This is a genomic window from Blautia sp. OF03-13, from assembly GCF_003460685.1.
Taxonomy (GTDB): Bacteria; Bacillota; Clostridia; order Lachnospirales; family Lachnospiraceae; genus Fusicatenibacter; species Fusicatenibacter saccharivorans.
The window spans coordinates 189,047-210,544 of the sequence record NZ_QTVR01000002.1; the positions used below are offsets into that span (position 1 = coordinate 189,047).

Below are 21,498 nucleotides of genomic sequence, written 5' to 3' on the forward strand. Positions count from 1 at the left end.
ACAAAAACAGTAAGGACGAAAATAAGACCAACATGAGAGTAATAGCAGGAAAATGCCGGAGTCTTCCATTAAAGACGGTTCCCGGCAGACAGACCCGGCCGACGACGGACCGGATCAAAGAAACCTTATTTAATATGCTTCAGCCGTATCTGCCGGATGCGCGTTTTCTCGATCTGTTCGCCGGAAGCGGGGCGATCGGAATCGAGGCGTTGAGCCGCGGCGCCGAGCGCGCGTGGTTTGTAGAGCAGAACAAAGCTGCAGCAGACTGTATCCGGCAGAATTTAAAATTTACGAAGCTGGAACAGCAGGCAGTGCTCCTGCCCATGGAAGCGCATGCAGCTCTGCAGTCGCTTCAGGGACAGGAGCCTTTTGGCTGCATTTTTATGGACCCGCCATACGATAAGGGACTGGAAAAGGACGTGCTGTATGCGTTCCGCGACGCCTCTTTTATCGGTGAGGATACCTTAATTATTGTAGAAGCATCGCTGAATACTGATTTCGACTGGGCGGAGGATGCCGGATACGAAATTCTGAAGAAAAAAATCTATAAGACAAATGTCCATGTATTCCTTACCCCGAAAAGCAAACACGAAGGAGTAAAAGAATCATGAAGACAGCCGTATACCCGGGAACTTTTGACCCTGTAACGTATGGTCATCTGGATGTCATTCTGCGTGCATCCAAGCTTTTTGACCGCGTAATCGTGGGAGTTTTACATAATTCCTCAAAATCTCCGTTGTTTTCTGTGGAAGAACGTGTTAATATACTAAAGAAAGCGACCCAGGACATTCCAAATGTCGAAGTCCGTTCTTTCAGCGGGCTCGCTGTTGATTTTGCGAAGGAATGCCAGGCGCATACGATCGTCCGCGGACTCCGCGCGATCACAGACTTTGAATATGAACTGCAGATGGCACAGACGAACCGCGTTCTGGAACCGGAAGTAGATACCACGTTTCTGATTACCTCGCTGGAGTATGCGTACCTCAGCTCCACGGTAGTAAAAGAAGTAGCTGCTTTTGGCGGCGACATTCACAAATTTGTTCCGGATTTTGTGGAAAAAGAAATCCGCGCAAAGTATGCCGCCCGAAATTCAGAAGGAATGCCGCAGGATAAAAGATAAGGAGAATTAAAATGAGCAGCAGAATTGAACAGATCATCGAAGAAATTGAGGAGTATGTAGAGAGCTGTAAATATCAGCCGCTGTCTACCACCAAAATCGTTGTAAATAAAGAAGAATTAGAAGAGCTTCTCCGTGAGCTCCGTCTGAAAACACCGGACGAGATCAAACGGTACCAGAAGATCATCAGCAACAAAGATGCAATTCTGGCAGATGCACAGAACAAGGCAGATGCCATCATTGCAGAGGCACAGGCAAAGGCAAGAGAGATGGTAGAGCAGAGTGAAGTGATGCAGTCAGCATACGCACAGGCAAATGAGACCGTCAACAATGCAAACCAGCAGGCACAGGAAATCCTGGATGCTGCAACCAACGATGCCAACAGCATCCGTCTCGGTGCCATCGGATATACCGATGATATGCTTGCCAACTTAAGCAATATTATGACGACTGCATTAAACGATGCAGGAGAGAAATACAACAGCTTTGTAGAATCCCTGACAAGCTGCTACAATACCGTTGTTCAGAACAGAAGTGAGCTCTCCCCGCAGGGTGCTCCGGAAGAAGAGCAGCCAGAGGAAGAAGTTGTCGTACCGGAATATGATCCGGCATCAGAAGAGGAAAGCGAAGAGGAATAAACCAAGCGTTCCTGCGAAAGCAGCACAGCAGAGCTTCCCGGCAAGATAAGGCCAGAGGGGCAGACCGCTGTTATGGATCATACAGTTTGTCTGGGCAGCGACAGAGAGACCGCCGAAGGCGGCACAGGTAAGGACAGCAGAGACTTTTCCGGCGTAAGGAAGAGAGGACGCGGCAAGCTGTGCGATTCCCGTCGTGATTTCCAGCACGCCGCAGAGCAGGGGCGATGCGGAACCAAACGGATGCAGATCCATCAGAAGTCCGGACAGAATGGAAAACAGGATGATGTATCCGCCAAGCTGTGTAATGATTTCAAATCCGTTCATGATAGAGGTGTCCAGCAGGTTTCCTTTGGAAGTCTGTTTTGACATCTCTTTTTTTTCCACGGAATGTGTCCGATGGGCGGTGTGCCGGTGCAGGCGGAAGCGGCGGAAAACAAGCCGGAACAGAAAACCAGTTAGAAAATTGGAACCGTAGAGCACGCCGAAGACGAACCCGGGATGGATCTGTCCGGAAAATGCAGTTAAGATAACATAGGAAGACAGAAAAGCAGGACTCGGACTACTGCAGAAGGTTAAAAGATAGCACGCTTCGTTCCGGTCAATTTCTTCTGCCTCATAGAGCTGGGCAGTGATGCGCGCTCCCATGGGAAAACCGCAGAAAAGACCGAGAAAAAGTGCATAAAACCCAGCCGGGGAAAGACCGAAAACCGTTTGAAAAAAAACTTCTGCACGGGCAGAGATCCGCCGCGCGGCTCCTGTTTCCAGAAGAAGAGATGTCAGAATCAGAAACGGCAGAAGTGACGGAAGAATGGTATGAAACCAGAGATTGACACCCTCGCAGGCATAGAAAAAAGTCCGCGCGGGAAAGATAAGAAGACAGAAAAAAAGAAGCAGGGAAGAGAGAAATAAAAGTGATTTTTTCATGACGTTCGAACCTCCTCCCGCTTTCTAAAATAGAGTATGACGAAGCTTTGAAAAAAAGAAGATGGGAGAAGAAAAAATGAGCGTATTAGCAGGATTAAAACCGGAACGTGTATTTTATTATTTTGAAGAGCTCTGCCGCATTCCGCACGGCTCCGGAAACACAAAAGAAGTGAGCGACTATCTGGTTCAGTTTGCAAGGGACCATGAATTATCCTGGTATCAGGATGCGTCCAACAACGTGATCATCCGCCGCCCGGCATCGAAGGGATGTGAATTGGCTCCGACCGTGATTCTGCAGGGCCACTGCGATATGGTCTGCGAGAAGAAGCCGGGCAGCAGCCACGATTTTACGAAGGACGGCCTTGAGCTTCACATCGACGGCGATGAGATTTATGCCAGGGACACGACGCTTGGCGGAGACGACGGAATTGCCGTTGCCTATATGCTGGCTGTGCTGGAATCGGATGATCTGCAGCTTCCGGCCATCGAGGCACTGATTACGACGGATGAAGAGATCGGACTGCTCGGCGCAGCAGCATTAAACGGGAATGAATTAAAGGGAAGAACACTGTTAAATATGGATTCTGAAGAGGAAGGCATTCTCACCGTATCGTGCGCAGGCGGTATGACAGCCATGATGGATCTGCCGGTGCGCAGAAGCGAAGTGATGGGTGAGCAGATGGAAGTGACGATTTCCGGTCTTGCCGGTGGCCATTCCGGTACGGAAATCCACAAAAACCGTGCCAACTCCAACATTCTGGCGGGCCGTTTCCTGTACGAACTGGCAGGAAAGATGGATTATGCCCTGATCGAGCTGGAGGGCGGTTTAAAAGACAACGCCATTCCGCGGACAACCCGCATGCTTCTTGCCATCGACGGCGGAGAGAAAGAGATCTTAAAAGAGGAAGCATCACGCTTCACCGAAAATCTTTGCAGAGAGTACAGCGGAACAGATGACGGTATTACCGTTACGGTAGAGAAAACAGGCGAGGGCGCTGCACCGGCGCTTCATCCGGTCAGCCTGCAGAAAACCGTCTTTTTCCTGATGAATCTTCCGAACGGGGTACAGAAGATGAGCGGCCAGATCCCGGGACTGGTGGAAACATCCCTGAACCTCGGTATTCTGAAATTAGAGCCGGATCACCTGCATGCGTGTGCAAGTGTGCGGAGCTCCGTGGGAAGTGCAAAAGAAGCCCTTTCCGACAAGCTGGAGTATCTGATCGGTTTCCTGGGCGGTGAGTTCCACGTAGAGGGCGCGTACCCGGCATGGGAGTATAAAGAGGATTCTGCCCTCCGCGATCTGATGGTGGCGGAATATGAAGCATGTATGGACAGAAACCGGCAGTGGAAGCGATTCATGCCGGACTGGAATGCGGTCTGTTCTATGAAAAGCTTTCCGGTCTTGACTGTGTATCTTTCGGTCCGAACATGAAAGCAATCCACACGACCGAGGAGCGGCTTTCGATTTCCTCCGTGGAGAGAACGTATCAGTACCTGTGCCGCGTTCTGGAGCAGCTTTCGAAACGGCAGGCATAAAAAACTGCCCGTGTCTATTTCAAAAAAGTTTCTGAAAAACAGTCATAAAACAGAAAAGACAGGCATAAAGTAACAGGGTGGGGATTGAATTTCCAAAACGTTTACCATCCGATAAGAAAAATGGCTGAAAGCAGGAGCAAAAAAGGAGATTAGGGGACATGGATATACTGTTATGGCATGAGATTCTGGAACCATACGAGCTGGCTGTCAAGGAATTACAGGTGAAATTCCGGCATCTGATCAAGGAGCACCACGGAAAAGGGCTGTACTCACCGATCGAGAGCGTGAGCGGCCGTGTGAAGAGTGTTTCCAGTATTCTGGAAAAAATGCAGAGAAAGGGCATTGTGCCCGAAGAGATGGAGGAGCAGGTGGAGGATATCGCGGGCATCCGCATCATCTGCCAGTTCGTTGAAGATATCGAAAAGGTTGCCGACCTGATCCAGAAGCGGTCGGATATTGAGATTAAGAGCGAGAAAGACTACATCCGCCACATGAAGGACAGCGGTTACCGGAGCTATCACCTCATTGTTTACTATACCGTGGAGACGATGAACGGCCCGAAGCGCATCCAGGTGGAAATCCAGATCCGCACGATGGCGATGGATTTCTGGGCGACGATTGAGCACTCGCTGCAGTACAAATATAAGGCAAACATTCCGGATCACATCCGGGAGCGCTTAAGCGCAGCTGCAAAGGCGATTATTGTGCTGGATAATGAGATGTCCTCTGTGCGGAGTGAGATTATGGATGCACAGAATTCCTCCCAGATGCAGCGGAATCTGATCACGGATATCCTGAATAATATCGAGAATCTTTACAAGGTGACGAACAAACGCGAAGTAGAAAAAATTCAGGATGAGTTTTATCACATCTATGCGCAGAACGATCTGCAGGAGTTAAAACGGTTCCACAAAGAACTGGATCTGATTGCAGAGGGATACCGCGCACAGGCAATTACAGACGAACTTTAGAACAAAAGGGGATAAACGGATATGATCACACTGCCGGAAGCCTTTGAGCAGGAGATGAAACAGCTGCTCGGTGAGGAAGAATATGAGGCATACCGCAAGACATTTGACGAGGCGGTACATAGAGGACTGCGGGTAAACAACGGAAAAATTTCGACAGAAGAGTTTCTTAGGCGGACCGATATTCCGCTTAAGAAGGTTCCGTGGATCCCAAATGGATTTTATTACGATGAAGAGAGCTGCAATCCGGCAAAGGATGCCGATTACTATGCGGGCCTGTATTATCTGCAGGAGCCGAGTGCGATGACACCGGCATCCCGCCTTCCAATTGAGCCGGATGACCGTGTGCTCGATCTCTGTGCGGCACCGGGCGGAAAGGCAACGGAGCTGGGAAGCCGGATCGGTGAGGGCGGCATGCTGCTGGCAAACGATATCAGCAATTCGCGGGCGAAGGCGCTGCTGCGCAACCTGGAAATCCAGGGAGTGGGACGTCTTCTCGTGACGAGCGAGGATCCGGAAAAATTAGTAACCTTGTATCCGGCCTTTTTTGACAAGATCCTTCTTGACGCGCCGTGCTCTGGGGAGGGCATGTTCCGAAAAGAGAGCTCAATGCTGCGCTACTACAGTGAAAATGGGCCGGAGCATTATGTGCCGATCCAGAAAAAACTGATCGAGCAGGCGTATCAGATGCTTGCAGAGGGCGGAGAGCTGCTGTACTCTACCTGTACGTTTTCTGTAAAGGAGAACGAAGAGGTCATCGCAGGGCTGCTGGATGCGCATCCGGATATGGAAGTGCAGGAAATTACCCCGGGTTACGAAGGGTTTGCGCCGGGAGTATCCGTGAATGGCCGCGATCTTTCCCGGTGCGTTCATATTTTCCCGCAGCGGATGGAGGGAGAAGGCCATTTCGTGGCGCTCCTGAAAAAGCAGGGAGAGAGCCGGAAACGGCAGCCGTCCCGCCTTTTGGAAACGACAAAGAAGCTGCCGAAAGAGGCGGAAGAGTTTCTTGCTGGCGTGCGCGTGGACTGGAAGAATGGTTCGTTTGCCCTTGTGAAAGACCAGCTCTATTTTCTGCCGGAAGGTGTCTGTGCGGCAAAGGGTCTGCGCTATCTGCGGACCGGACTTTCGCTTGGAACCGTAAAGAAAAACCGCTTCGAGCCGTCCCAGGCGCTGGCGGCGTATCTGAAAAAAGAAGAATACGTTTCGTGTTTGACCATTCTCAAGGGAGATGACCGTGTCATGCGCTACTTAAAGGGTGAGACACTCTCGTTTTCCGAAGAAGAGTGTCAGGGGAAAAAGGGCTGGGTGCTTGTGTGCCTGGATGATTTCCCACTTGGCTGGGGAAAAATAAACAACGGAACGTTAAAGAATAAATATTATGCAGGATGGCGGATGGTATGAGTAAATTACGACTCGATAAATATCTGGCGGACATGGGTGTGGGAACACGCCAGGAAGTAAAGGCCCTGGTCCGGAAGGGACGGGTGGCCGTAGACGGAATTACGGCAAAAGCCCCGGAACTGAAAGTCGACCCGGATGAAGCGCAGGTGACTGTGGACGGAAACAGCATTTCCTATGTGAAAATGGAATACTGGATGCTCCACAAACCGGCGGGTGTCGTCTCTGCGACGGAGGACCGCCGTGACCGGACCGTACTCGATCTTTTAAGTGGTGCGGCAAGAAAAGACCTCTTTCCGGTCGGACGGCTCGACAAGGACACCGAAGGGCTGCTGCTGATTACGAACGACGGAGCCCTTTCCCACCGGCTGCTCTCTCCGAAATCGCATGTCTCGAAAGTGTATGAGGCCGTGATTGACGGAAAAGTGACAGAAGAAGATCGGCAGGCATTTGCCGAAGGGCTCGACATTGGGGACGACAAACCGACACTTCCGGCCGAGCTTACCATTCTGGAAACGACAGAAAAAGAGCCTGGCATTTTTGAAAGCCGGATCCGCATTACCATCTGTGAGGGCCGCTTCCACCAGATCAAGCGCATGTTTGAGAAGGTCGGAAAAACGGTCGTCTATTTGAAACGGCTGTCGATGGGGAGCCTGGAACTTGATCCGGCGCTGCCAAAGGGCAGTGCCCGTCTCCTGACGCAGAAAGAAAAAGCGGCGCTTGGCATAGCGGACGCCGAAACACAGAAAGGAAAGTAAAGCATGCCTTTTTTACCAATTACAAGAGAAGAGATGAAGGAACGGGGAATCGAACAGTTTGACTTTGTCTATGTCATCGGAGATGCCTACGTGGACCATTCCTCGTTCGGACCGGCAATCATCAGCCGTGTGCTCGAGGCGAACGGCTATTCCGTCGGCATCATCTCACAGCCGGACTGGAAGGACGAGAACAGCATTTCGATTTTCGGTGAACCGCGTCTTGGCTTTCTTGTCTCTTCCGGAAATATGGATTCCATGGTCAACCATTATACCGTGGCGAAAAAGCACCGAAAAACAGATGCCTTTACGCCGGGCGGTGTCATGGGAAAACGGCCGGACCGCGCGGTTACCGTGTACGGCAATCTGATTCGGAGAACGTATAAACATACACCGATGATCCTCGGCGGCATCGAGGCATCGCTCCGGCGCCTTTCGCATTACGATTACTGGTCTGACCAGGTGCGCCGCTCCGTCCTTCTCGATTCCGGTGCGGATCTGATTTCGTACGGAATGGGAGAACTTTCGATCGTAGCGATTGCAGATGCACTTGCGGCTGGCATTGACGTTCATGATGTCACCTTTATTCCGGGAACCGTTTATCGGAGCAAAACGCTGGATCACCTGATTGACCCGGTGGTGCTGCCGTCATTCGAGGAGGTGCGGGAGAGCAAGCGGACGTATGCGGAGAGCTTTGCGATTCAGTATAAAAATACCGATGCCATCAATGCGAAGCCGATGGCAGAGCCGTATGAGGGCCAGGGCTACATTGTACAGAATCCGCCTTCCCGTCCTTTGACAGAGCAGGAGATGGATGATGTCTATGCGCTTCCATACATGCGCGCCTATCACCCAAGCTATGAAAAAGACGGCGGTGTGCCGGCGCTTGGGGAAATCAAATACAGTCTGACGAGCAACCGCGGCTGCTTTGGGTCCTGCAGTTTCTGCGCGCTGACGTTCCACGAGGGACGCGTTGTGCAGACAAGAAGCCACGAATCCATTCTGGCGGAAGCGCGGCAGATGGTTCAGGAAAAAGAATTTAAAGGCTATATTCACGATGTCGGCGGCCCGACGGCGGATTTCCGCGGTCCGGCATGCAAAAAGCAGCTCACCAAAGGCGCCTGCCCGAACCGGAACTGTCTCTTCCCGGAGCCGTGTAAAAATATGGTGGCAGATCACAGAGATTATGTGAAGCTGCTGCGGGAATTAAAAGACATTCCGGGCGTGAAGAAAGTCTTTATCCGCTCCGGCATCCGTTTTGACTATGTCCTGGCCGATAAAGACCAGACGTTCCTTTCCGAGCTGGTAAAGGATCACGTCAGCGGTCAGCTCCGCGTTGCGCCGGAGCACGTTTCGAACCGTGTGCTTTCCTATATGGGAAAACCGCGCCACGAAGTATATCAGGAATTTATCCGCCGCTTCGATGCGTGCAACAAAAAGACGGGGAAGCAGCAGTACGCACTTCCGTATTTTATGTCGTCCCATCCGGGGTGTGACTTGGAGGATGCGGTGGAGCTTGCCGAGTACATCCGCGATATGGGATTTATCCCGGAGCAGGCACAGGACTTCTATCCGACGCCTTCCACACTTTCCACCTGTATGTACTATACCGGTCTTGACCCGCGGACGATGGATCCGGTTTACGTGCCGAAATCGCCGCATGAGAAGGCGATGCAGCGTGCGCTGATTCAGTACCGGAATCCGGAGAACTATGAGCTCGTCTGCGAGGCACTGCGCCGGACACACCGGGAGGATCTGATCGGATTCGGACCGAAATGTCTCGTACGGCCGAGAAAGATGGCCGGGGAGGCAGGAAAACCGTCAAGAGGAAAAGGGTCCAACGGAAAAGGCTTTGGCCAGAAGACGGCGAATGACCGTTCCGGACAGGGAAAAGCCAAAACAGGCGGACGGCCGAAAAAGACGCTCCGCAACGTGCACAAAAAGAAATAAACACGCAGAAGATGAGCGGGGATCTTATCGAAGAAGGGAAATGACAGAAGAATGAAGATCAGAAAAGGGGATTACGGCTATATCCGCCGGGAAAAGAAAAAAAGACTGCTTGTGACACTGGGACTGTTCGTCCTTCCGGCCATCGTTTTTATTGTCGGGCTTGTGCTTGCAGACGGAAACAAGAGCAACATTTTTACGGTTGTCGCCGTAGTAGGCTGTCTGCCGGGCTGCCGCGCCGCCGTCGGTTTTATCATGATGGTTATGCAAAAGCCAGTGGACAAAGCAGTGTACGATGCCATTGAGGCAAAAAAAGGAAAACTGCTGATGGGATATGAAATGTATATCACACAGGAAAAATCGAGTCTGATGATCGAAGCAGCGGCGTTCTGCGGTGAGGAGATCGCCTGCTACACCACGCGCGCCAAAGACCAGAAACAGATCGAGGACTGCACTACGTATCTGAACAAGATCATCCGTGCCAACGGCTACAAATGCCATGTGAAGATTTTTGATCGGGAAAAAGCATTTCTGGAGCGCCTCGATTCCCTGAACCGCAACTACGATGAGCTGGAAAAGAGCGCCAGTGAAAACTTCAAACCGGATGAGCGGTACCCGGATCTGTCCCGCACGGAACTGGTGAAACACACGATGCTGGCGCTGGCACTGTAGGAGACCATTGCTATGAGAGAACTGACCGTGACAGAAAAAGACTGCGCGCAGCAGCTCATCAAATATCTGTCCAAATATATGGAGGAGGCGCCAAAGAGTTTCTTCTATAAAATGCTGCGAAAGAAAAACATTGTGCTGAACCAGAAAAAGGCGGACGGCAGTGAAAAGCTGAAAACAGGCGATACGATCCGGATGTATCTGGCGGAAGAGACCATCGAAAAATTTCGGAAAACACCGGAAAAACCGGCGGCTGGAAAACAGGTAAAGTATCCGAAGCTGGATATCGTCTATGAAGACGAAAAAGTAATTTTCCTGAACAAGCCGGCAGGTGTCCTCTCACAGAAGGCGAAAGAGACGGATGTGAGCCTTACCGAAGCGCTCGGCGCCTATCTTTCGGAAAAAAATGCCGGGGAGGAGACCATGTTCCGCGCCGGACTCTGCAATCGTCTGGACCGGAATACCAGCGGTCTGATTCTTGCCGGAAAAACCGTTGCGGCGACGCAGCAGCTTTCAGAACTGATCGCAGAGCGGGCTGTTGGAAAATACTATCTGACGGTTGTAAAAGGAACCGTGACAGAGACAGAGCGGATCCGCGGATACCTCACAAAAAATGAGAGGACAAACCGTGTTTCGATTCAGAGAGAGCAGCAGGGAGATGCTGTTTACATAGAAACCGCATACCGGCCGCTCTGTGCCGGAAGAGGCTGTACGCTGCTGGAGGTTGAGCTGGTGACCGGAAAGAGCCATCAGATCCGCAGCCATCTCGCGAGCATCGGTCATCCGCTTGCGGGAGATACGAAATACGGGGATGCGGAGTTTAACCGCCGCTTCCGGGAAAAATACGGACTGAAATACCAACTTCTCCATTCGTGGAAGGCGGTATTTCCAGAGCTTACGGGCACCTTATCGGATCTGTCCGGAAAAACCTTTACAGCGCCCCTGCCATCATCCGTGCGCCGGATTTTACAGGGAGAACATTTGACGGGAGAAGGATTATGAGCCGAAAAGACAACGAAAAGAAAGAAACAAAACCAAGAAAAACGGAGGAGACGAGCATCGGACGGGAAATCTGGGAATATGTAAAAATGATCGCCATTGTCGTGGCAGTCGTTGTTTTTGTGGAGCAGGTCATTGTCATCAACGCAAGAATCCCGTCTCCTTCCATGGAAAACACGATTATGACCGGAGACCAGATCTTCGGTAACCGCCTTGCTTATGTAAAGAGCGATCCGCAGCGGTATGACATCGTTATTTTCTATTATCCGGACGACGAGAAGCAGAAGTTTATCAAGCGCGTCATCGGACTGCCGGGAGAGACGGTTACGATCCGCGACGGAAAGGTGTATATCAACGATTCCACCGAGCCGCTGTGCGATGATTTCTGCCCGGAAACACCGGTCGGCGATTTCGGACCGTATGAGGTGCCGGAGGGCTGCTACTTTATGCTCGGCGACAACCGGAACGTATCAAAGGATTCCCGCTACTGGCTGAATCCGTACGTAGAGAAAGACAAGATCATCGGCAAGGCCTTTCTGCGCTACTGGCCGCTGAACAAAATTTCTCTGATTGAATAAGAACAGAACGAAGACGAGGACAGGAATTATGGCATGGACATCGAGGGGACTCCGCGGATCAACGTTGGAGGAAATGATCAACCGCACAAACGAGCAGTACCGTGACAAGCATCTGGCACTGATCCAGAAGGTGCCGACGCCGATCACCCCGATCAAAATAGATAAGGAGAGCAGACACATCACGCTGGCTTATTTTGAAAAGAAGAGTACCGTTGATTACATCGGCGCTGTACAGGGCATTCCCGTCTGCTTCGATGCCAAAGAGTGCAAAACGGATTCCTTTCCGCTCGCAAACATCCACGAGCACCAGGTCACGTTTATGAAAGATTTCGAGCAGCAGGGGGGGATTTCCTTCCTGCTGCTGTATTTTACGGCGCGGGACGAATATTATTACCTGCGGTATGAGACGATGAAAACCTTCTGGGACCGCGGACAGAACGGCGGAAAGAAGCATTTTTCCTACACCGAGCTTGAAACGTCATTCTTCCTTCCCAGAACGGGAAGCAGCGTTCTCGTCCCGTACCTGAACGGAATCCAGAAGGATCTGGAGATACGGGATTCGAAAGCGGATTAAAATTTTGGGTTGACAGGGAAAATGTTTTCCGATATACTAACCATAGTTTTGAATTCAATATGGTAATATGGTAGCGAACTAAAGCGAAAAAGTGAGGACAACAAAACATGGATCGATTAATTCATACCCCGGAAGGCGTCCGGGATGTCTACAATCAGGAATGTACGAAAAAATTATACCTGGAGAATCAGATTGAGCAGGTATTTCATGCGTTTGGATATCAGGATATTGAAACACCGACGTTCGAGTTTTTTGATGTATTCGGAAGAGAAGTGGGAACAACACCGTCCCGCGAGCTCTACAAATTCTTTGACCGCGACGGCAACACCCTTGTGCTCCGTCCGGACTTTACCCCGTCGATTGCACGCGCAGCCTCCATGTATTTCATGGAAGAGACGATGCCGATCCGCCTTTGCTACAGAGGAAGCAGCTTCGTCAACAGCAGCAGCTATCAGGGCCGCTTAAAAGAGTCCACCCAGATGGGCGTCGAGCTCTTAAACGATGATTCCGCAATGGCAGACGCAGAGATCATTGCGATGACCGTAAAAGTTATGCTGGATGCCGGTCTTACCGATTTCCAGATCAGCATCGGCCACGTAGGTTTCTTCCAGGCGCTCGCCGAGGAAGCTGCTCTCTCCGAGGATGTTCTGAACGAATTAAAAGAACTGATTTCCATTAAAAATCATTTTGGCGCCGAGGAGCTGCTGGCAAAACAGAACCTTCGAAGTGATCTGTTTGAAGCACTCCGTGATGTTCCGCAGCTGTTCGGAAATGCAGAGATTCTCGAAAAGGCAAAAGGCCTTACAAGAAATCCGGCGGCAAGAGAGGCGCTTGATCGTCTGGCTACGATCTATGAGATCGTTAAAGATTACGGCTATGAAAAATACGTCTTCTTCGATCTCGGCCTTTTAAGCAAATTCCATTACTACACCGGTATTATTTTCCAGGCCTACACCTACGGCACCGGCGAGCCGATCGTAAAAGGCGGCCGCTACGATGCACTGCTGCAGCACTTCGGAAAGAAAGCGCCGGCGATCGGATTCTGTACTGTCATGGAATCTCTGATGAATGCACTGGAGCGCCAGAAAATTTCTCTTCCGATTGCCAATACGAAAACGATGCTGCTCTACCCGGATTTCCTTCAGCCGCTGGCCGTAAAACTTGCTAACGAGCACAGAAGCAAGGGCATGGATGTCGCGCTGGTCTGCTTTGCAAGGGACAAGGTTCTTGCAGATTATGAAGAATACGGCAGAAAGAACCAGTTCGGCGGCATTGTCTATATTCAGAAGAACGATTCGGTGCTTGCTATCGATTTGTCGACAGGAGAAGTACAGCCGGTGGAGCTGTAGGAGAGGAAGGGTACGAAAAAGATGAGATATTTGACCATTGCACTGACAAAAGGACGCCTGGCGTACCAGACGCTGGAGCTGCTGGAAAAAGTCGGCATCACCTGCGATGAAATGAAAAATAAAGATACGAGAAAGCTGATTTTCACGGACGAAGAGCATAAGCTCCGTTTCTTCCTCGCCAAAGGTCCGGATGTGCCGACCTATGTGGAGTACGGCGCAGCGGATATCGGAATCGTCGGAAAGGACACGATTCTGGAGGAAGGAAGACGCCTCTACGAGGTATTGGACCTTGGCTACGGCAAGTGCCGCATGTGTGTCTGCGGACCGGAATCCGCGCGTGAGCTGCTGCAGCACAACCAGCAGATCCGTGTGGCAACGAAGTACCCAAACATTGCCAAGGATTACTTCTACAACCGCAAGCACCAGACCGTTGAGATGATCAAGCTGAACGGCTCGATCGAGCTGGCACCGATTGTCGGACTTTCCGAAGTGATTGTGGATATTGTAGAGACAGGAAGCACTTTACGGGAAAACGGCCTGACCGTTCTCGAGGAGGTCTGCCCGCTGTCTGCGCGCATGGTTGTCAACCAGGTGAGCATGCGGATGGAAAATGAGAGAATTACCAAATTAATTCAGGATCTGAAAGGAGCACTGGTATGAGAATCGTAAAACTGACAAAAGAGACCACAGAAAATGTTCTGGAGAATATGCTGAAACGAAGCCCGACACAGTACGGAACGTACGAGGCTTCCGTGCAGGAGATCATTGAGAATGTAAAAACAAGAAAAGACGCAGCCGTTTTCGAATATACCGAGAAATTCGACCACGCGGCACTCGATGCTTCTACCGTAGAAGTAACACAGGAAGAGATTGATGAAGCGTACAACATCGTAGATCCAGAGCTGATCGGTGTCATCCGCAGATCCATGAAAAATATCCGTGAATTCCACGAAAAACAGAAACAGAACAGCTGGTTCACCTCTACCGAGAACGGAACGATGCTTGGCCAGAAGCTGACCGCCCTGAACCGTGTCGGCGTATACGTTCCGGGAGGAAAGGCAGCGTATCCGTCCTCCGTTCTGATGAACATTCTTCCGGCAAAAGTGGCAGGAGTCAAAGAAATCTGCATGACAACGCCGTGCGGCAGAGACGGAAAAGTCAACCCGGTTGTCCTTGCGGCAGCAAAAGAAGCCGGTGCGGACCGCGTCTTTAAAATCGGCGGTGCACAGGCAATTGCAGCCCTTGCTTACGGAACCGAGAGCATTCCGAAAGTCGATAAAATCGTAGGACCTGGAAACATCTACGTTGCCCTTGCAAAGAAAGCCGTATACGGAAATGTCAGCATCGACTCCATCGCAGGCCCAAGTGAGATTCTTGTCCTTGCTGATGAGACTGCAAATCCGCGGTTCGTGGCAGCCGATCTCTTAAGCCAGGCTGAGCATGATGAGCTTGCAAGTGCGATCCTCATTACCACCTCCCAGGAACTGGCAGAGAAGGTAAGTGAAGAGGTAGACGGTTTCTTAAAAGTCCTCTCCAGAAGCGACATCATCTCCAAATCACTGGACAACTTCGGCTACATCCTTGTCACCGATTCGCATCAGGAAGCGATCGACACCGTAGATGCCATCGCACCGGAGCACCTCGAGATCGTGACGAAGAACCCGTTTGAGGATATGATGAAGGTACATAACGCCGGTGCTATTTTCCTCGGCGAGAACTCCAGCGAGCCTCTCGGTGACTATTTTGCCGGCCCGAACCATATCCTGCCGACGAACGGAACCGCAAAATTCTTCTCACCGCTGTCCGTAGACGATTTCGTGAAGAAATCCAGCATCATCTATTATTCCAGAGAAGCCCTTTCCGAGATCCACGAGGATATCGAGAGCTTTGCAAAATCAGAGAGCTTGACGGCACACGCCAATTCGATTGCCGTCCGTTTTGAGGGGGAAGAGTAAGTGGAGAACAGAACAGCCAGCGTAGAACGCGTGACAAAAGAAACAAAGATCCGCATGACATTAAATCTGGATGGAACGGGAAAGAGCGACATCCACACCGGCATCGGCTTTTTTGACCATATGCTCGACGGCTTTGCCCGCCACGGTCTTTTCGACCTTTCCGTTTCTGTAGACGGAGATCTTGATGTAGACGGCCACCACACGATCGAGGACACCGGTATCGTGCTCGGAACTGCAATCCGCGAGGCAGTCGGCGACAAACAGGGCATCCGCCGCTACGGTGACAGAATCCTTCCGATGGACGAGACACTGGTGCTCTCGGCCGTTGACCTCTGCGGCAGACCGTATCTCTCTTTCCAGGCAGAATTTACACGGGAGAAAGTAGGAGAGATGGAGACCGAGATGGTAAAAGAATTCTTCTACGCCGTTTCCTATGCGGCGCAGATGAATCTGCATATCAAAGTGCTTGACGGCGGAAATAACCACCATATCATCGAGGCGATGTTCAAAGCATTTGCGAAGGCACTCGATGAGGCAACTTCCTTCGATCCGAGAATTGCCGGCGTGCTCTCGACCAAGGGCAGCCTGTAAGAGCAGAAAAAGAGGAGAACAAGACATGAAACAAGCATTAAAATGTGATTTTACCTGGGCGGATTTTAAGACAAACAGCGACGGCATGGTTCCGGTTGTTGTACAGGATGCGGAAAATGACGAAGTGCTGATGCTCGCCTACATGAATGAAGAAGCGTTTGAGACGACACTGCGCCTTGGAAAAATGACGTACTGGAGCAGAAGCCGCAATGAGCTCTGGACGAAGGGACTGAGCTCCGGCCATGTGCAGTATGTAAAACAGCTTCTGATCGACTGCGACAACGATACAATCCTTGCCAAAGTAGAACAGGTCGGCGCAGCGTGCCACACCGGAAACCGCACCTGCTTTTACCGGACCCTGGCAGAATAAAAATTTTTGATTCAGAGCATAAAAAGAGCTCCTGTTTCACAGAATAAAATCTGTGGGACAGGAGCCTTTTTATGCGGTTCTGTATCGTTAAAAAGCCATTACAGAAGAAGGTATTTTAAGATAAACAGAACAGCCAGGATGTACATGATCACGCTGATCTTTTTTTCTTTTGCTTTTCCGCTCAGGATCTGGATTGCAACGTAGGAGATAACTCCCATGGCAATACCTTCGGAAATGCTGTAGAAGAACGGCATAGCTCCGATGCAGATGTAGCACGGAATCGCCTCGGAAAGATCACTGAAATCAATGTTGACTACGTTGGTCAGCATGTAGAAGCCTACCACGATCAGTGCCGGAGCCGTTGCAAAGGACGGGATGGCAAGGAAGATCGGGGAGAGGAACAGAGCGAGGCCGAAGAGGATTGCAGTGGTAACAGCGGTAAGACCGGTACGGCCGCCTTCGGAAACGCCGGAAGCACTCTCAACGAAAGTTGTTGTGGTAGAAGTACCAAGAACAGCACCTGCGCAGGTAGCAACAGCATCTGCCATCAGCGCGCCCTTGATGCGCGGAAGTTTTCCGTTTTTGTCGAGCATGTTTGCCTTGGAAGATACACCGATCAGAGTTCCGATGGTATCAAACATATCGACAAACAGGAATGCAAACATGATCACGAAGAACTCGCCTGTTTTCAGAATGGAGAAATCCAGTTTTCCGAAAATCGGGGCAAGGCTTGGAATGGAAAGTCCGTTGGAAAAATCCGGGAACAGGCTGTAGAAGCCGTTTGCCGGGTTCGGAACGTAGAGACCGCATGCCTGGCAGATCATGCCGAGGATCCAGGTTGCAAGAATTCCCCAGAGGATGTTTCCCTTTACATTGCGTACGACAAGAACGGCGGTGAGGATAACACCGATGACTGCGAGCAGAACGGTGATTCCGACATCGTTAAACGTTCCTGCCACATACTCTGTTCCGTTTAATGTGGCTGCAGACTGCAGGTTGGCATTGTAGGAAGACAGGGAATAGAGGCCTGCCACGGTTGAAGAGTTCGGCAGTACAATTTTTGCATTCTGAAGTCCGATGAATGCGATGAACAGACCGATGCCGACGCTGACTGCAGATTTCAGGCTGACCGGAATGGAGTTGAAGATCGCCTCACGGACGTTGGTCAGAGAAAGTACAATAAAGATGATACCTTCTGCAAAAACGGCGGTCAGGGCTGCCTGCCAGCTATATCCGTAGCCGAGAACAACGGTGTAGGCAAAATAGGCGTTGAGGCCCATTCCTGGTGCCAGAGCGAATGGATAATTGGCGAAAAGTGCCATGAGCAGGGTGCCAAGGAAGGCTGCCAGAGCCGTTGCGGTAAAGACAGCGCCGTGGTCCATGCCGGTGGAGGAAAGGATGTTCGGGTTGACGGCAAGAATGTACGCCATCGTCATGAACGTGGTGACACCGGCGATGATCTCGGTTTTGACCGTTGTTCCATTTTCCCGCAGCTTGAATGTGTTTTCCATCAGCTTGCTAAACTTTTCCATAGTTTTCTCTCCTTTTGAATTTTGTAGGCGGAAATGTCGCCTCATAATATGGAAACATCCTAAATGTTACAATATTATCAAGTAGAATGCAAGAAAGAAACGAAAAGAATCTGAAAATTTCTTGTCGAAATTTTTAATTTTTCTATAGACAAATGTCATGATTTCTTTTATGATAAAAAAGGTGTCTTGTAAAATCTGCGTTAAGTAAATGTAAAATATTGAGACCAAAACACGAAAATACTTTGACAGGGATTTTGAAAAGACATCAGAAAAAGACAAGGAAGAAAAAAGAATATGAGTGTAATAGTGTCTTTGATGGGCGGTCTGGGCTTCTTCTTATATGGAATGAAGCTGATGAGTGAAGGACTGCAGAAGGTTGCCGGATCCAAGATGAGAAGCATTTTGGAGGTATTTACGAAGAACCGTGTGATCGGTCTTCTGGTCGGTATTTTCTTTACCGCACTGATTCAGTCCTCCAACGCTACAACCGTTATGGTGGTCAGCTTCGTAAACTCCGGTCTGATGAAACTGGCACAGGCTCCTGGAATTATCCTCGGAGCAAACATCGGTACGACAGTTACCGGACAGCTGATTGCGTTTGACCTTGCGGATATCGCGCCGCTGTTTGTCATCATCGGTGTTCTGATGGTTATGTTCGTAAAGAACAATCTGACGATCAGCCGTCTCGGCGAGGTTATCTTGGGATTTGGTATTCTGTTTATGGGTATCTCCGGTATCTCAGGAGCCCTGAACGAAGCAAAAGAGATCCCGGCAGTCGTCAACGCCCTCGGATCCCTGACGAATCCGTTTCTTGCGTTCTTAGTCGGCTGGGTGGCTACCGCGATTCTGCAGAGTAACTCTGCAACGGTCGGAATCATCATGCTTCTTGCAAGAGAGGGCTTGATGGGACTTCCGATCTGTCTGTTTATGATGCTTGGATGCAACATCGGATGTACGATGTCTGCTATTCTTGCCAGCTTCGGCTGCAAAAAAGATGCAAAACGTGCGGCATGTGTCCACCTGCTGTTCAACATCTCCGGAACGATTGTCTGCTCCATTATTTTCCTGCTGTTTGGAAATCAGGTAGTTGACTTCTTTATGGGTATTTCCGGAAACGAAGCAGGCCGTATGATCGCAAATGCAAACTCGATCATCAAAGTATGCCAGGTACTCCTGATGCTGCCGTTTACCCCGCTTCTGGTGAAGGCAACGTACTTTATCATCCGCGGAAATGACGAGGAAGACAAAAAGTTCGAGCTTGCCTACATCAGCTCGAAACATGCGATGTCCCCGACGACTGCAGTTCTGCAGGCTGTCCGTGAGATGGAGCGTATGGCACAGATGGCAGAGACCAACCTGATTCGCGCGATGAATACGCTGGTGACCCGCGATCAGAAAGAAATCGACGAGGTCTACCGTGTCGAGGAAAATATTAATTTCCTGAACAAAGAGATTACGAACTATCTGGTTCACTTAAATCAGGCATCGCTGCCGACATCAGACGTTATGCGCATCGGTGCGCTGTTCCATGTGGTCAATGATATCGAGCGGATTGGTGATCATGCCGAAAATGTCGCAGATTCTGCTGTGCAGATGACGAATGACAATGTGACCTTCAGCAAACAGGGCGAACTGGATCTTTCCGAGATGCTGGATATGGTATTAAAAATTCTCGATGAGTCGATCGAAATGTTTGCAAAGAATGATCTGCAGCACCTGCAGGAGATCATTGATATTGAAAATTCCATTGATCAGGAGGAGCGGGATCTGCAGCAGAAGCATGTAGAGCGTCTGACCCGCAACGAATGTACGCCGGAAGCCGGCATGATCTTCTCCGATCTTGTATCCGGACTCGAGCGTGTCGCGGACCATGCAACCAATATTGCATTCTCCATTCTGGATGAAGATCCGGAAGAGAAAGCAGCCCGCGAGGCAGTTGCAGGAGCAGAAAAATAAGAAATGGATTAAGAGAATAGGAGAAAGGCCCCGAAACATTGGAGTTATGTTTCGGGGCCTTTCTTTCATGCTTATGATGTTTTTTATTTATGGATTTCTTTCACGGGAGAGCGGGCAGTCAGATCGAAGGAGTAGCGGAGGTCAGGGTATTTCCTCCCTCTGCAGAGCGGGATGAACCCGCATTCTGCTGGGAATCGCTCTGCTGATCATCTGAAGAGCTGATGCTCGTTCCGAGGGTCAGGGAGAAGGTCTTTGTCTCATAGGATCCGTTGTCTGGAACCTGTACTTCCACCTCGACGGTTTCGCCGGCAGAGTAATACTGCAGCAGGGATTTCAGCTCGCTGGTGGAGGTGATGGAATGTCCGTCAAAGCTGGTCAGAACGTATCCGGATTTCAGACCTGCATTTTCAGCGGCACCGCCGGAGGTTACTTCGGAGATATAGATGCCGGCCGGCATATTGTATGCCTGCTGGATCTGGCTGCTGACATCGAGGCATTTGATGCCGATCGTTCCCTGATCTTCTGCGGCAACCTTTGTTCTGGTCTGCTCATTCATCAGATTTTCAATGATATCGGAAACACGGGAGACCGGGATTGCATAGCCCATGCCCTCTACCTCTGTAGAAGCAAGTTTTGCGGAGTTGATACCGATGACCTCTCCGTTCATGTTCAGAAGAGCGCCGCCGCTGTTGCCAGGGTTGATGGCTGCATCGGTCTGTAAGTAGGTCTTTCCGGTTGTATCGGTGGAAGAAGTATCTGCCGTTGTTCCATCGGAGCTTCCGTCAGAAGAGGAGTCGCTGTCGATCACACGGTTTGCAGCACTGATGATACCGGTCGTAACGGACTGGCCATAGCCGAGTGCGTTGCCGATCGCAACGACCTGCTCGCCGACCTCAACGGAATCAGAATCGCCCATCGTGGCAACAGCGATGCTGCTCATCGTGTCATCCGGGATCTCGGAGAGCGGAACGGCGATGACGGCAAGATCGTTATCGGCATCGGTACCTTTGATATTTGCCTTGCAGACCTGATTGTTTACAAAACTGACAGAAAGAGTATCGGCATCTTTTACTACATGGTTATTGGTGACGATCAGAAGCTCGGTGTCATTCTTTCCGATGATGATACCGGAACCGCAGCTTGTGGTCTCCTCGGTCTGCGGAGTCTGGGCACCGTAACCGAACATGCTGAAGTAGTTCTGTACTTCCTGTACGGACTGGTTTGTGATGGAGACGATCGAAGGCATTGCGTTTTTCACAATCGTGGAAACATCCATCGTTCCGGTGGAAGTGGAGCTTGAGGATGTGGCAGCGGCTTTTAAGAGGCTGCTGTTGGAAGTCGTCTGCTGTGCAGTGGTTGTTGTTGCAGTGGCTGTCGTGCTTCCGGCAAAGTGGTTGACTGCCTGGAAGGTACCGCCGGCAACACCGCCGAACAGAACTGCGCTTAAGGCGATGGCTCCGATTTTCTTTGCAAGCTTAGCAGCTTTTTTATTTTTGGAAGAAGGTTTCTTTCCGTTGAAGCTGTTCTGCTCTGCTGCCATCATGTTCTCATTATTGGTTTCGTTTTCGTTATTGTAGTTGTTTCTGTAGTCCATCATAATAAATACTTCCTTTCTGGTATCTGTATTTTAAACTGTGTTCCG

The 21,498-nt window shown here is 50.5% G+C and carries 20 protein-coding genes and 1 pseudogene; 18 read left to right on the forward strand and 3 right to left on the reverse strand.

All coding sequences use genetic code 11. The features are described 5' to 3' along the window. The first annotated feature begins 32 nt into the window (after positions 1 to 32). The 3 genes from rsmD to DXA55_RS02210 are packed head-to-tail and all read left to right on the forward strand — an operon-like array spanning position 33 to position 1,755. Positions 33 to 611: a 16S rRNA (guanine(966)-N(2))-methyltransferase RsmD gene (gene rsmD / locus DXA55_RS02200; protein WP_117812914.1), complete on the forward strand. Its 579-nt coding sequence runs from the start codon at positions 33 to 35 to the stop codon at positions 609 to 611. Beyond that, positions 608 to 1,120, forward strand: a complete 513-nt coding sequence (gene coaD / locus DXA55_RS02205; RefSeq protein ID WP_055265195.1) for a pantetheine-phosphate adenylyltransferase — start codon at positions 608 to 610, stop codon at positions 1,118 to 1,120. Before rsmD ends, coaD begins: the two co-directional genes overlap by 4 nt. An 11-nt stretch (positions 1,121 to 1,131) precedes the next feature. Then, on the forward strand, positions 1,132 to 1,755 hold the full coding sequence (locus DXA55_RS02210) for a hypothetical protein (RefSeq protein ID WP_055265193.1): 624 nt from the start codon (positions 1,132 to 1,134) through the stop codon (positions 1,753 to 1,755). Here DXA55_RS02210 and DXA55_RS02215 read toward each other — a convergent pair. Then, on the reverse strand, positions 1,729 to 2,679 hold the full coding sequence (locus DXA55_RS02215) for a nucleoside recognition domain-containing protein (RefSeq protein WP_117801039.1): 951 nt from the start codon (positions 2,677 to 2,679) through the stop codon (positions 1,729 to 1,731). The two genes, DXA55_RS02210 and DXA55_RS02215, sit on opposite strands and share 27 nt — an antisense overlap. Positions 2,680 to 2,755: 76 nt before the next feature. Between DXA55_RS02215 and pepD the strand changes: the two genes are divergently transcribed. The 14 genes and pseudogenes from pepD to hisI form a co-directional block, all read left to right on the forward strand. Further along, positions 2,756 to 4,111, forward strand: coding sequence for a beta-Ala-His dipeptidase (gene pepD, locus DXA55_RS02220; RefSeq protein WP_330415074.1), 1,356 nt, complete (start codon positions 2,756 to 2,758; stop codon positions 4,109 to 4,111). A 262-nt stretch (positions 4,112 to 4,373) separates the two neighbouring features. Then, positions 4,374 to 5,186, forward strand: coding sequence for a GTP pyrophosphokinase (locus DXA55_RS02225; RefSeq protein WP_055226364.1), 813 nt, complete (start codon positions 4,374 to 4,376; stop codon positions 5,184 to 5,186). Between the two features lie 24 nt (positions 5,187 to 5,210). Beyond that, the gene (locus tag DXA55_RS02230; protein ID WP_117812958.1) at positions 5,211 to 6,584 is read left to right on the forward strand and encodes an RsmB/NOP family class I SAM-dependent RNA methyltransferase; all 1,374 of its coding nucleotides are present in this window, start codon (positions 5,211 to 5,213) and stop codon (positions 6,582 to 6,584) included. Further along, positions 6,581 to 7,339 carry a pseudouridine synthase gene (locus tag DXA55_RS02235; protein ID WP_117801045.1) on the forward strand — a complete coding sequence of 253 codons (759 nt, stop codon included), beginning with the start codon at positions 6,581 to 6,583 and terminating at the stop codon, positions 7,337 to 7,339. Before DXA55_RS02230 ends, DXA55_RS02235 begins: the two co-directional genes overlap by 4 nt. Positions 7,340 to 7,342: 3 nt before the next feature. Then, positions 7,343 to 9,286, forward strand: coding sequence for a YgiQ family radical SAM protein (locus DXA55_RS02240; protein WP_055226360.1), 1,944 nt, complete (start codon positions 7,343 to 7,345; stop codon positions 9,284 to 9,286). Between the two features lie 51 nt (positions 9,287 to 9,337). Beyond that, a complete protein-coding gene (locus DXA55_RS02245; protein WP_022461880.1) occupies positions 9,338 to 9,955 on the forward strand; it encodes a DUF4191 family protein in 618 nt (205 codons plus the stop codon). A 12-nt stretch (positions 9,956 to 9,967) separates the two neighbouring features. Next, positions 9,968 to 10,954: an RluA family pseudouridine synthase gene (locus tag DXA55_RS02250; protein ID WP_055265189.1), complete on the forward strand. Its 987-nt coding sequence runs from the start codon at positions 9,968 to 9,970 to the stop codon at positions 10,952 to 10,954. Then, positions 10,951 to 11,529, forward strand: a complete 579-nt coding sequence (gene lepB, locus DXA55_RS02255) for a signal peptidase I (RefSeq protein WP_117812915.1) — start codon at positions 10,951 to 10,953, stop codon at positions 11,527 to 11,529. The genes DXA55_RS02250 and lepB overlap by 4 nt, the downstream gene beginning before the upstream one ends. Positions 11,530 to 11,554: 25 nt before the next feature. Further along, positions 11,555 to 12,103 (forward strand): Holliday junction resolvase RecU, encoded by a 549-nt coding sequence (locus DXA55_RS02260; protein ID WP_117509155.1) that lies wholly within the window; start codon positions 11,555 to 11,557, stop codon positions 12,101 to 12,103. Positions 12,104 to 12,210: 107 nt separating this feature from the next. Continuing rightward, positions 12,211 to 13,452, forward strand: a complete 1,242-nt coding sequence (gene hisZ, locus DXA55_RS02265) for an ATP phosphoribosyltransferase regulatory subunit (protein ID WP_117812916.1) — start codon at positions 12,211 to 12,213, stop codon at positions 13,450 to 13,452. A gap of 21 nt (positions 13,453 to 13,473) precedes the next feature. Beyond that, positions 13,474 to 14,112, forward strand: a complete 639-nt coding sequence (gene hisG / locus DXA55_RS02270; protein WP_022461875.1) for an ATP phosphoribosyltransferase — start codon at positions 13,474 to 13,476, stop codon at positions 14,110 to 14,112. Further along, positions 14,109 to 15,407, forward strand: a complete 1,299-nt coding sequence (gene hisD, locus DXA55_RS02275; RefSeq protein WP_117812917.1) for a histidinol dehydrogenase — start codon at positions 14,109 to 14,111, stop codon at positions 15,405 to 15,407. The genes hisG and hisD overlap by 4 nt, the downstream gene beginning before the upstream one ends. A 54-nt stretch (positions 15,408 to 15,461) precedes the next feature. Then, positions 15,462 to 15,998 (forward strand): imidazoleglycerol-phosphate dehydratase HisB, encoded by a 537-nt coding sequence (gene hisB / locus DXA55_RS02280; RefSeq protein WP_055218350.1) that lies wholly within the window; start codon positions 15,462 to 15,464, stop codon positions 15,996 to 15,998. A 55-nt stretch (positions 15,999 to 16,053) separates the two neighbouring features. Then, a pseudogene (gene hisI, locus DXA55_RS02285) lies at positions 16,054 to 16,365 on the forward strand (phosphoribosyl-AMP cyclohydrolase); the annotation flags it as partial. Between the two features lie 101 nt (positions 16,366 to 16,466). Here the strand turns inward: hisI and DXA55_RS02290 are convergent. After that, complete coding sequence (locus DXA55_RS02290) at positions 16,467 to 17,882, reverse strand: NCS2 family permease (protein ID WP_117509154.1); 1,416 nt, start codon at positions 17,880 to 17,882, stop codon at positions 16,467 to 16,469. A 312-nt stretch (positions 17,883 to 18,194) separates the two neighbouring features. On the opposite strand from DXA55_RS02290, the gene DXA55_RS02295 reads away from it, so the two are divergent. Continuing rightward, the gene (locus DXA55_RS02295) at positions 18,195 to 19,856 is read left to right on the forward strand and encodes a Na/Pi cotransporter family protein (RefSeq protein ID WP_117508987.1); all 1,662 of its coding nucleotides are present in this window, start codon (positions 18,195 to 18,197) and stop codon (positions 19,854 to 19,856) included. A 118-nt stretch (positions 19,857 to 19,974) separates the two neighbouring features. Here the strand turns inward: DXA55_RS02295 and DXA55_RS02300 are convergent, their stop codons facing one another. Next, complete coding sequence (locus DXA55_RS02300; RefSeq protein ID WP_117812918.1) at positions 19,975 to 21,453, reverse strand: S1C family serine protease; 1,479 nt, start codon at positions 21,451 to 21,453, stop codon at positions 19,975 to 19,977. Between the last annotated feature and the right edge of the window lie 45 nt (positions 21,454 to 21,498).

What these genes read in the sequence shown, in the direction of transcription:
- rsmD (WP_117812914.1), top strand. Translation starts at nt 33, where the DNA reads ATGAGAGTAATAGCAGGAAAATGCCGGAGTCTTCCATTAAAGACGGTT.
- coaD (WP_055265195.1), top strand. Translation starts at nt 608, where the DNA reads ATGAAGACAGCCGTATACCCGGGAACTTTTGACCCTGTAACGTATGGT.
- DXA55_RS02210 (WP_055265193.1), top strand. Translation starts at nt 1,132, where the DNA reads ATGAGCAGCAGAATTGAACAGATCATCGAAGAAATTGAGGAGTATGTA.
- DXA55_RS02215 (WP_117801039.1), bottom strand. Translation starts at nt 2,679, where the DNA reads ATGAAAAAATCACTTTTATTTCTCTCTTCCCTGCTTCTTTTTTTCTGT.
- pepD (WP_330415074.1), top strand. Translation starts at nt 2,756, where the DNA reads ATGAGCGTATTAGCAGGATTAAAACCGGAACGTGTATTTTATTATTTT.
- DXA55_RS02225 (WP_055226364.1), top strand. Translation starts at nt 4,374, where the DNA reads ATGGATATACTGTTATGGCATGAGATTCTGGAACCATACGAGCTGGCT.
- DXA55_RS02235 (WP_117801045.1), top strand. Translation starts at nt 6,581, where the DNA reads ATGAGTAAATTACGACTCGATAAATATCTGGCGGACATGGGTGTGGGA.
- DXA55_RS02240 (WP_055226360.1), top strand. Translation starts at nt 7,343, where the DNA reads ATGCCTTTTTTACCAATTACAAGAGAAGAGATGAAGGAACGGGGAATC.
- DXA55_RS02245 (WP_022461880.1), top strand. Translation starts at nt 9,338, where the DNA reads ATGAAGATCAGAAAAGGGGATTACGGCTATATCCGCCGGGAAAAGAAA.
- DXA55_RS02250 (WP_055265189.1), top strand. Translation starts at nt 9,968, where the DNA reads ATGAGAGAACTGACCGTGACAGAAAAAGACTGCGCGCAGCAGCTCATC.
- lepB (WP_117812915.1), top strand. Translation starts at nt 10,951, where the DNA reads ATGAGCCGAAAAGACAACGAAAAGAAAGAAACAAAACCAAGAAAAACG.
- hisZ (WP_117812916.1), top strand. Translation starts at nt 12,211, where the DNA reads ATGGATCGATTAATTCATACCCCGGAAGGCGTCCGGGATGTCTACAAT.
- hisG (WP_022461875.1), top strand. Translation starts at nt 13,474, where the DNA reads ATGAGATATTTGACCATTGCACTGACAAAAGGACGCCTGGCGTACCAG.
- hisD (WP_117812917.1), top strand. Translation starts at nt 14,109, where the DNA reads ATGAGAATCGTAAAACTGACAAAAGAGACCACAGAAAATGTTCTGGAG.
- hisB (WP_055218350.1), top strand. Translation starts at nt 15,462, where the DNA reads ATGACATTAAATCTGGATGGAACGGGAAAGAGCGACATCCACACCGGC.
- DXA55_RS02295 (WP_117508987.1), top strand. Translation starts at nt 18,195, where the DNA reads ATGAGTGTAATAGTGTCTTTGATGGGCGGTCTGGGCTTCTTCTTATAT.
- DXA55_RS02300 (WP_117812918.1), bottom strand. Translation starts at nt 21,453, where the DNA reads ATGATGGACTACAGAAACAACTACAATAACGAAAACGAAACCAATAAT.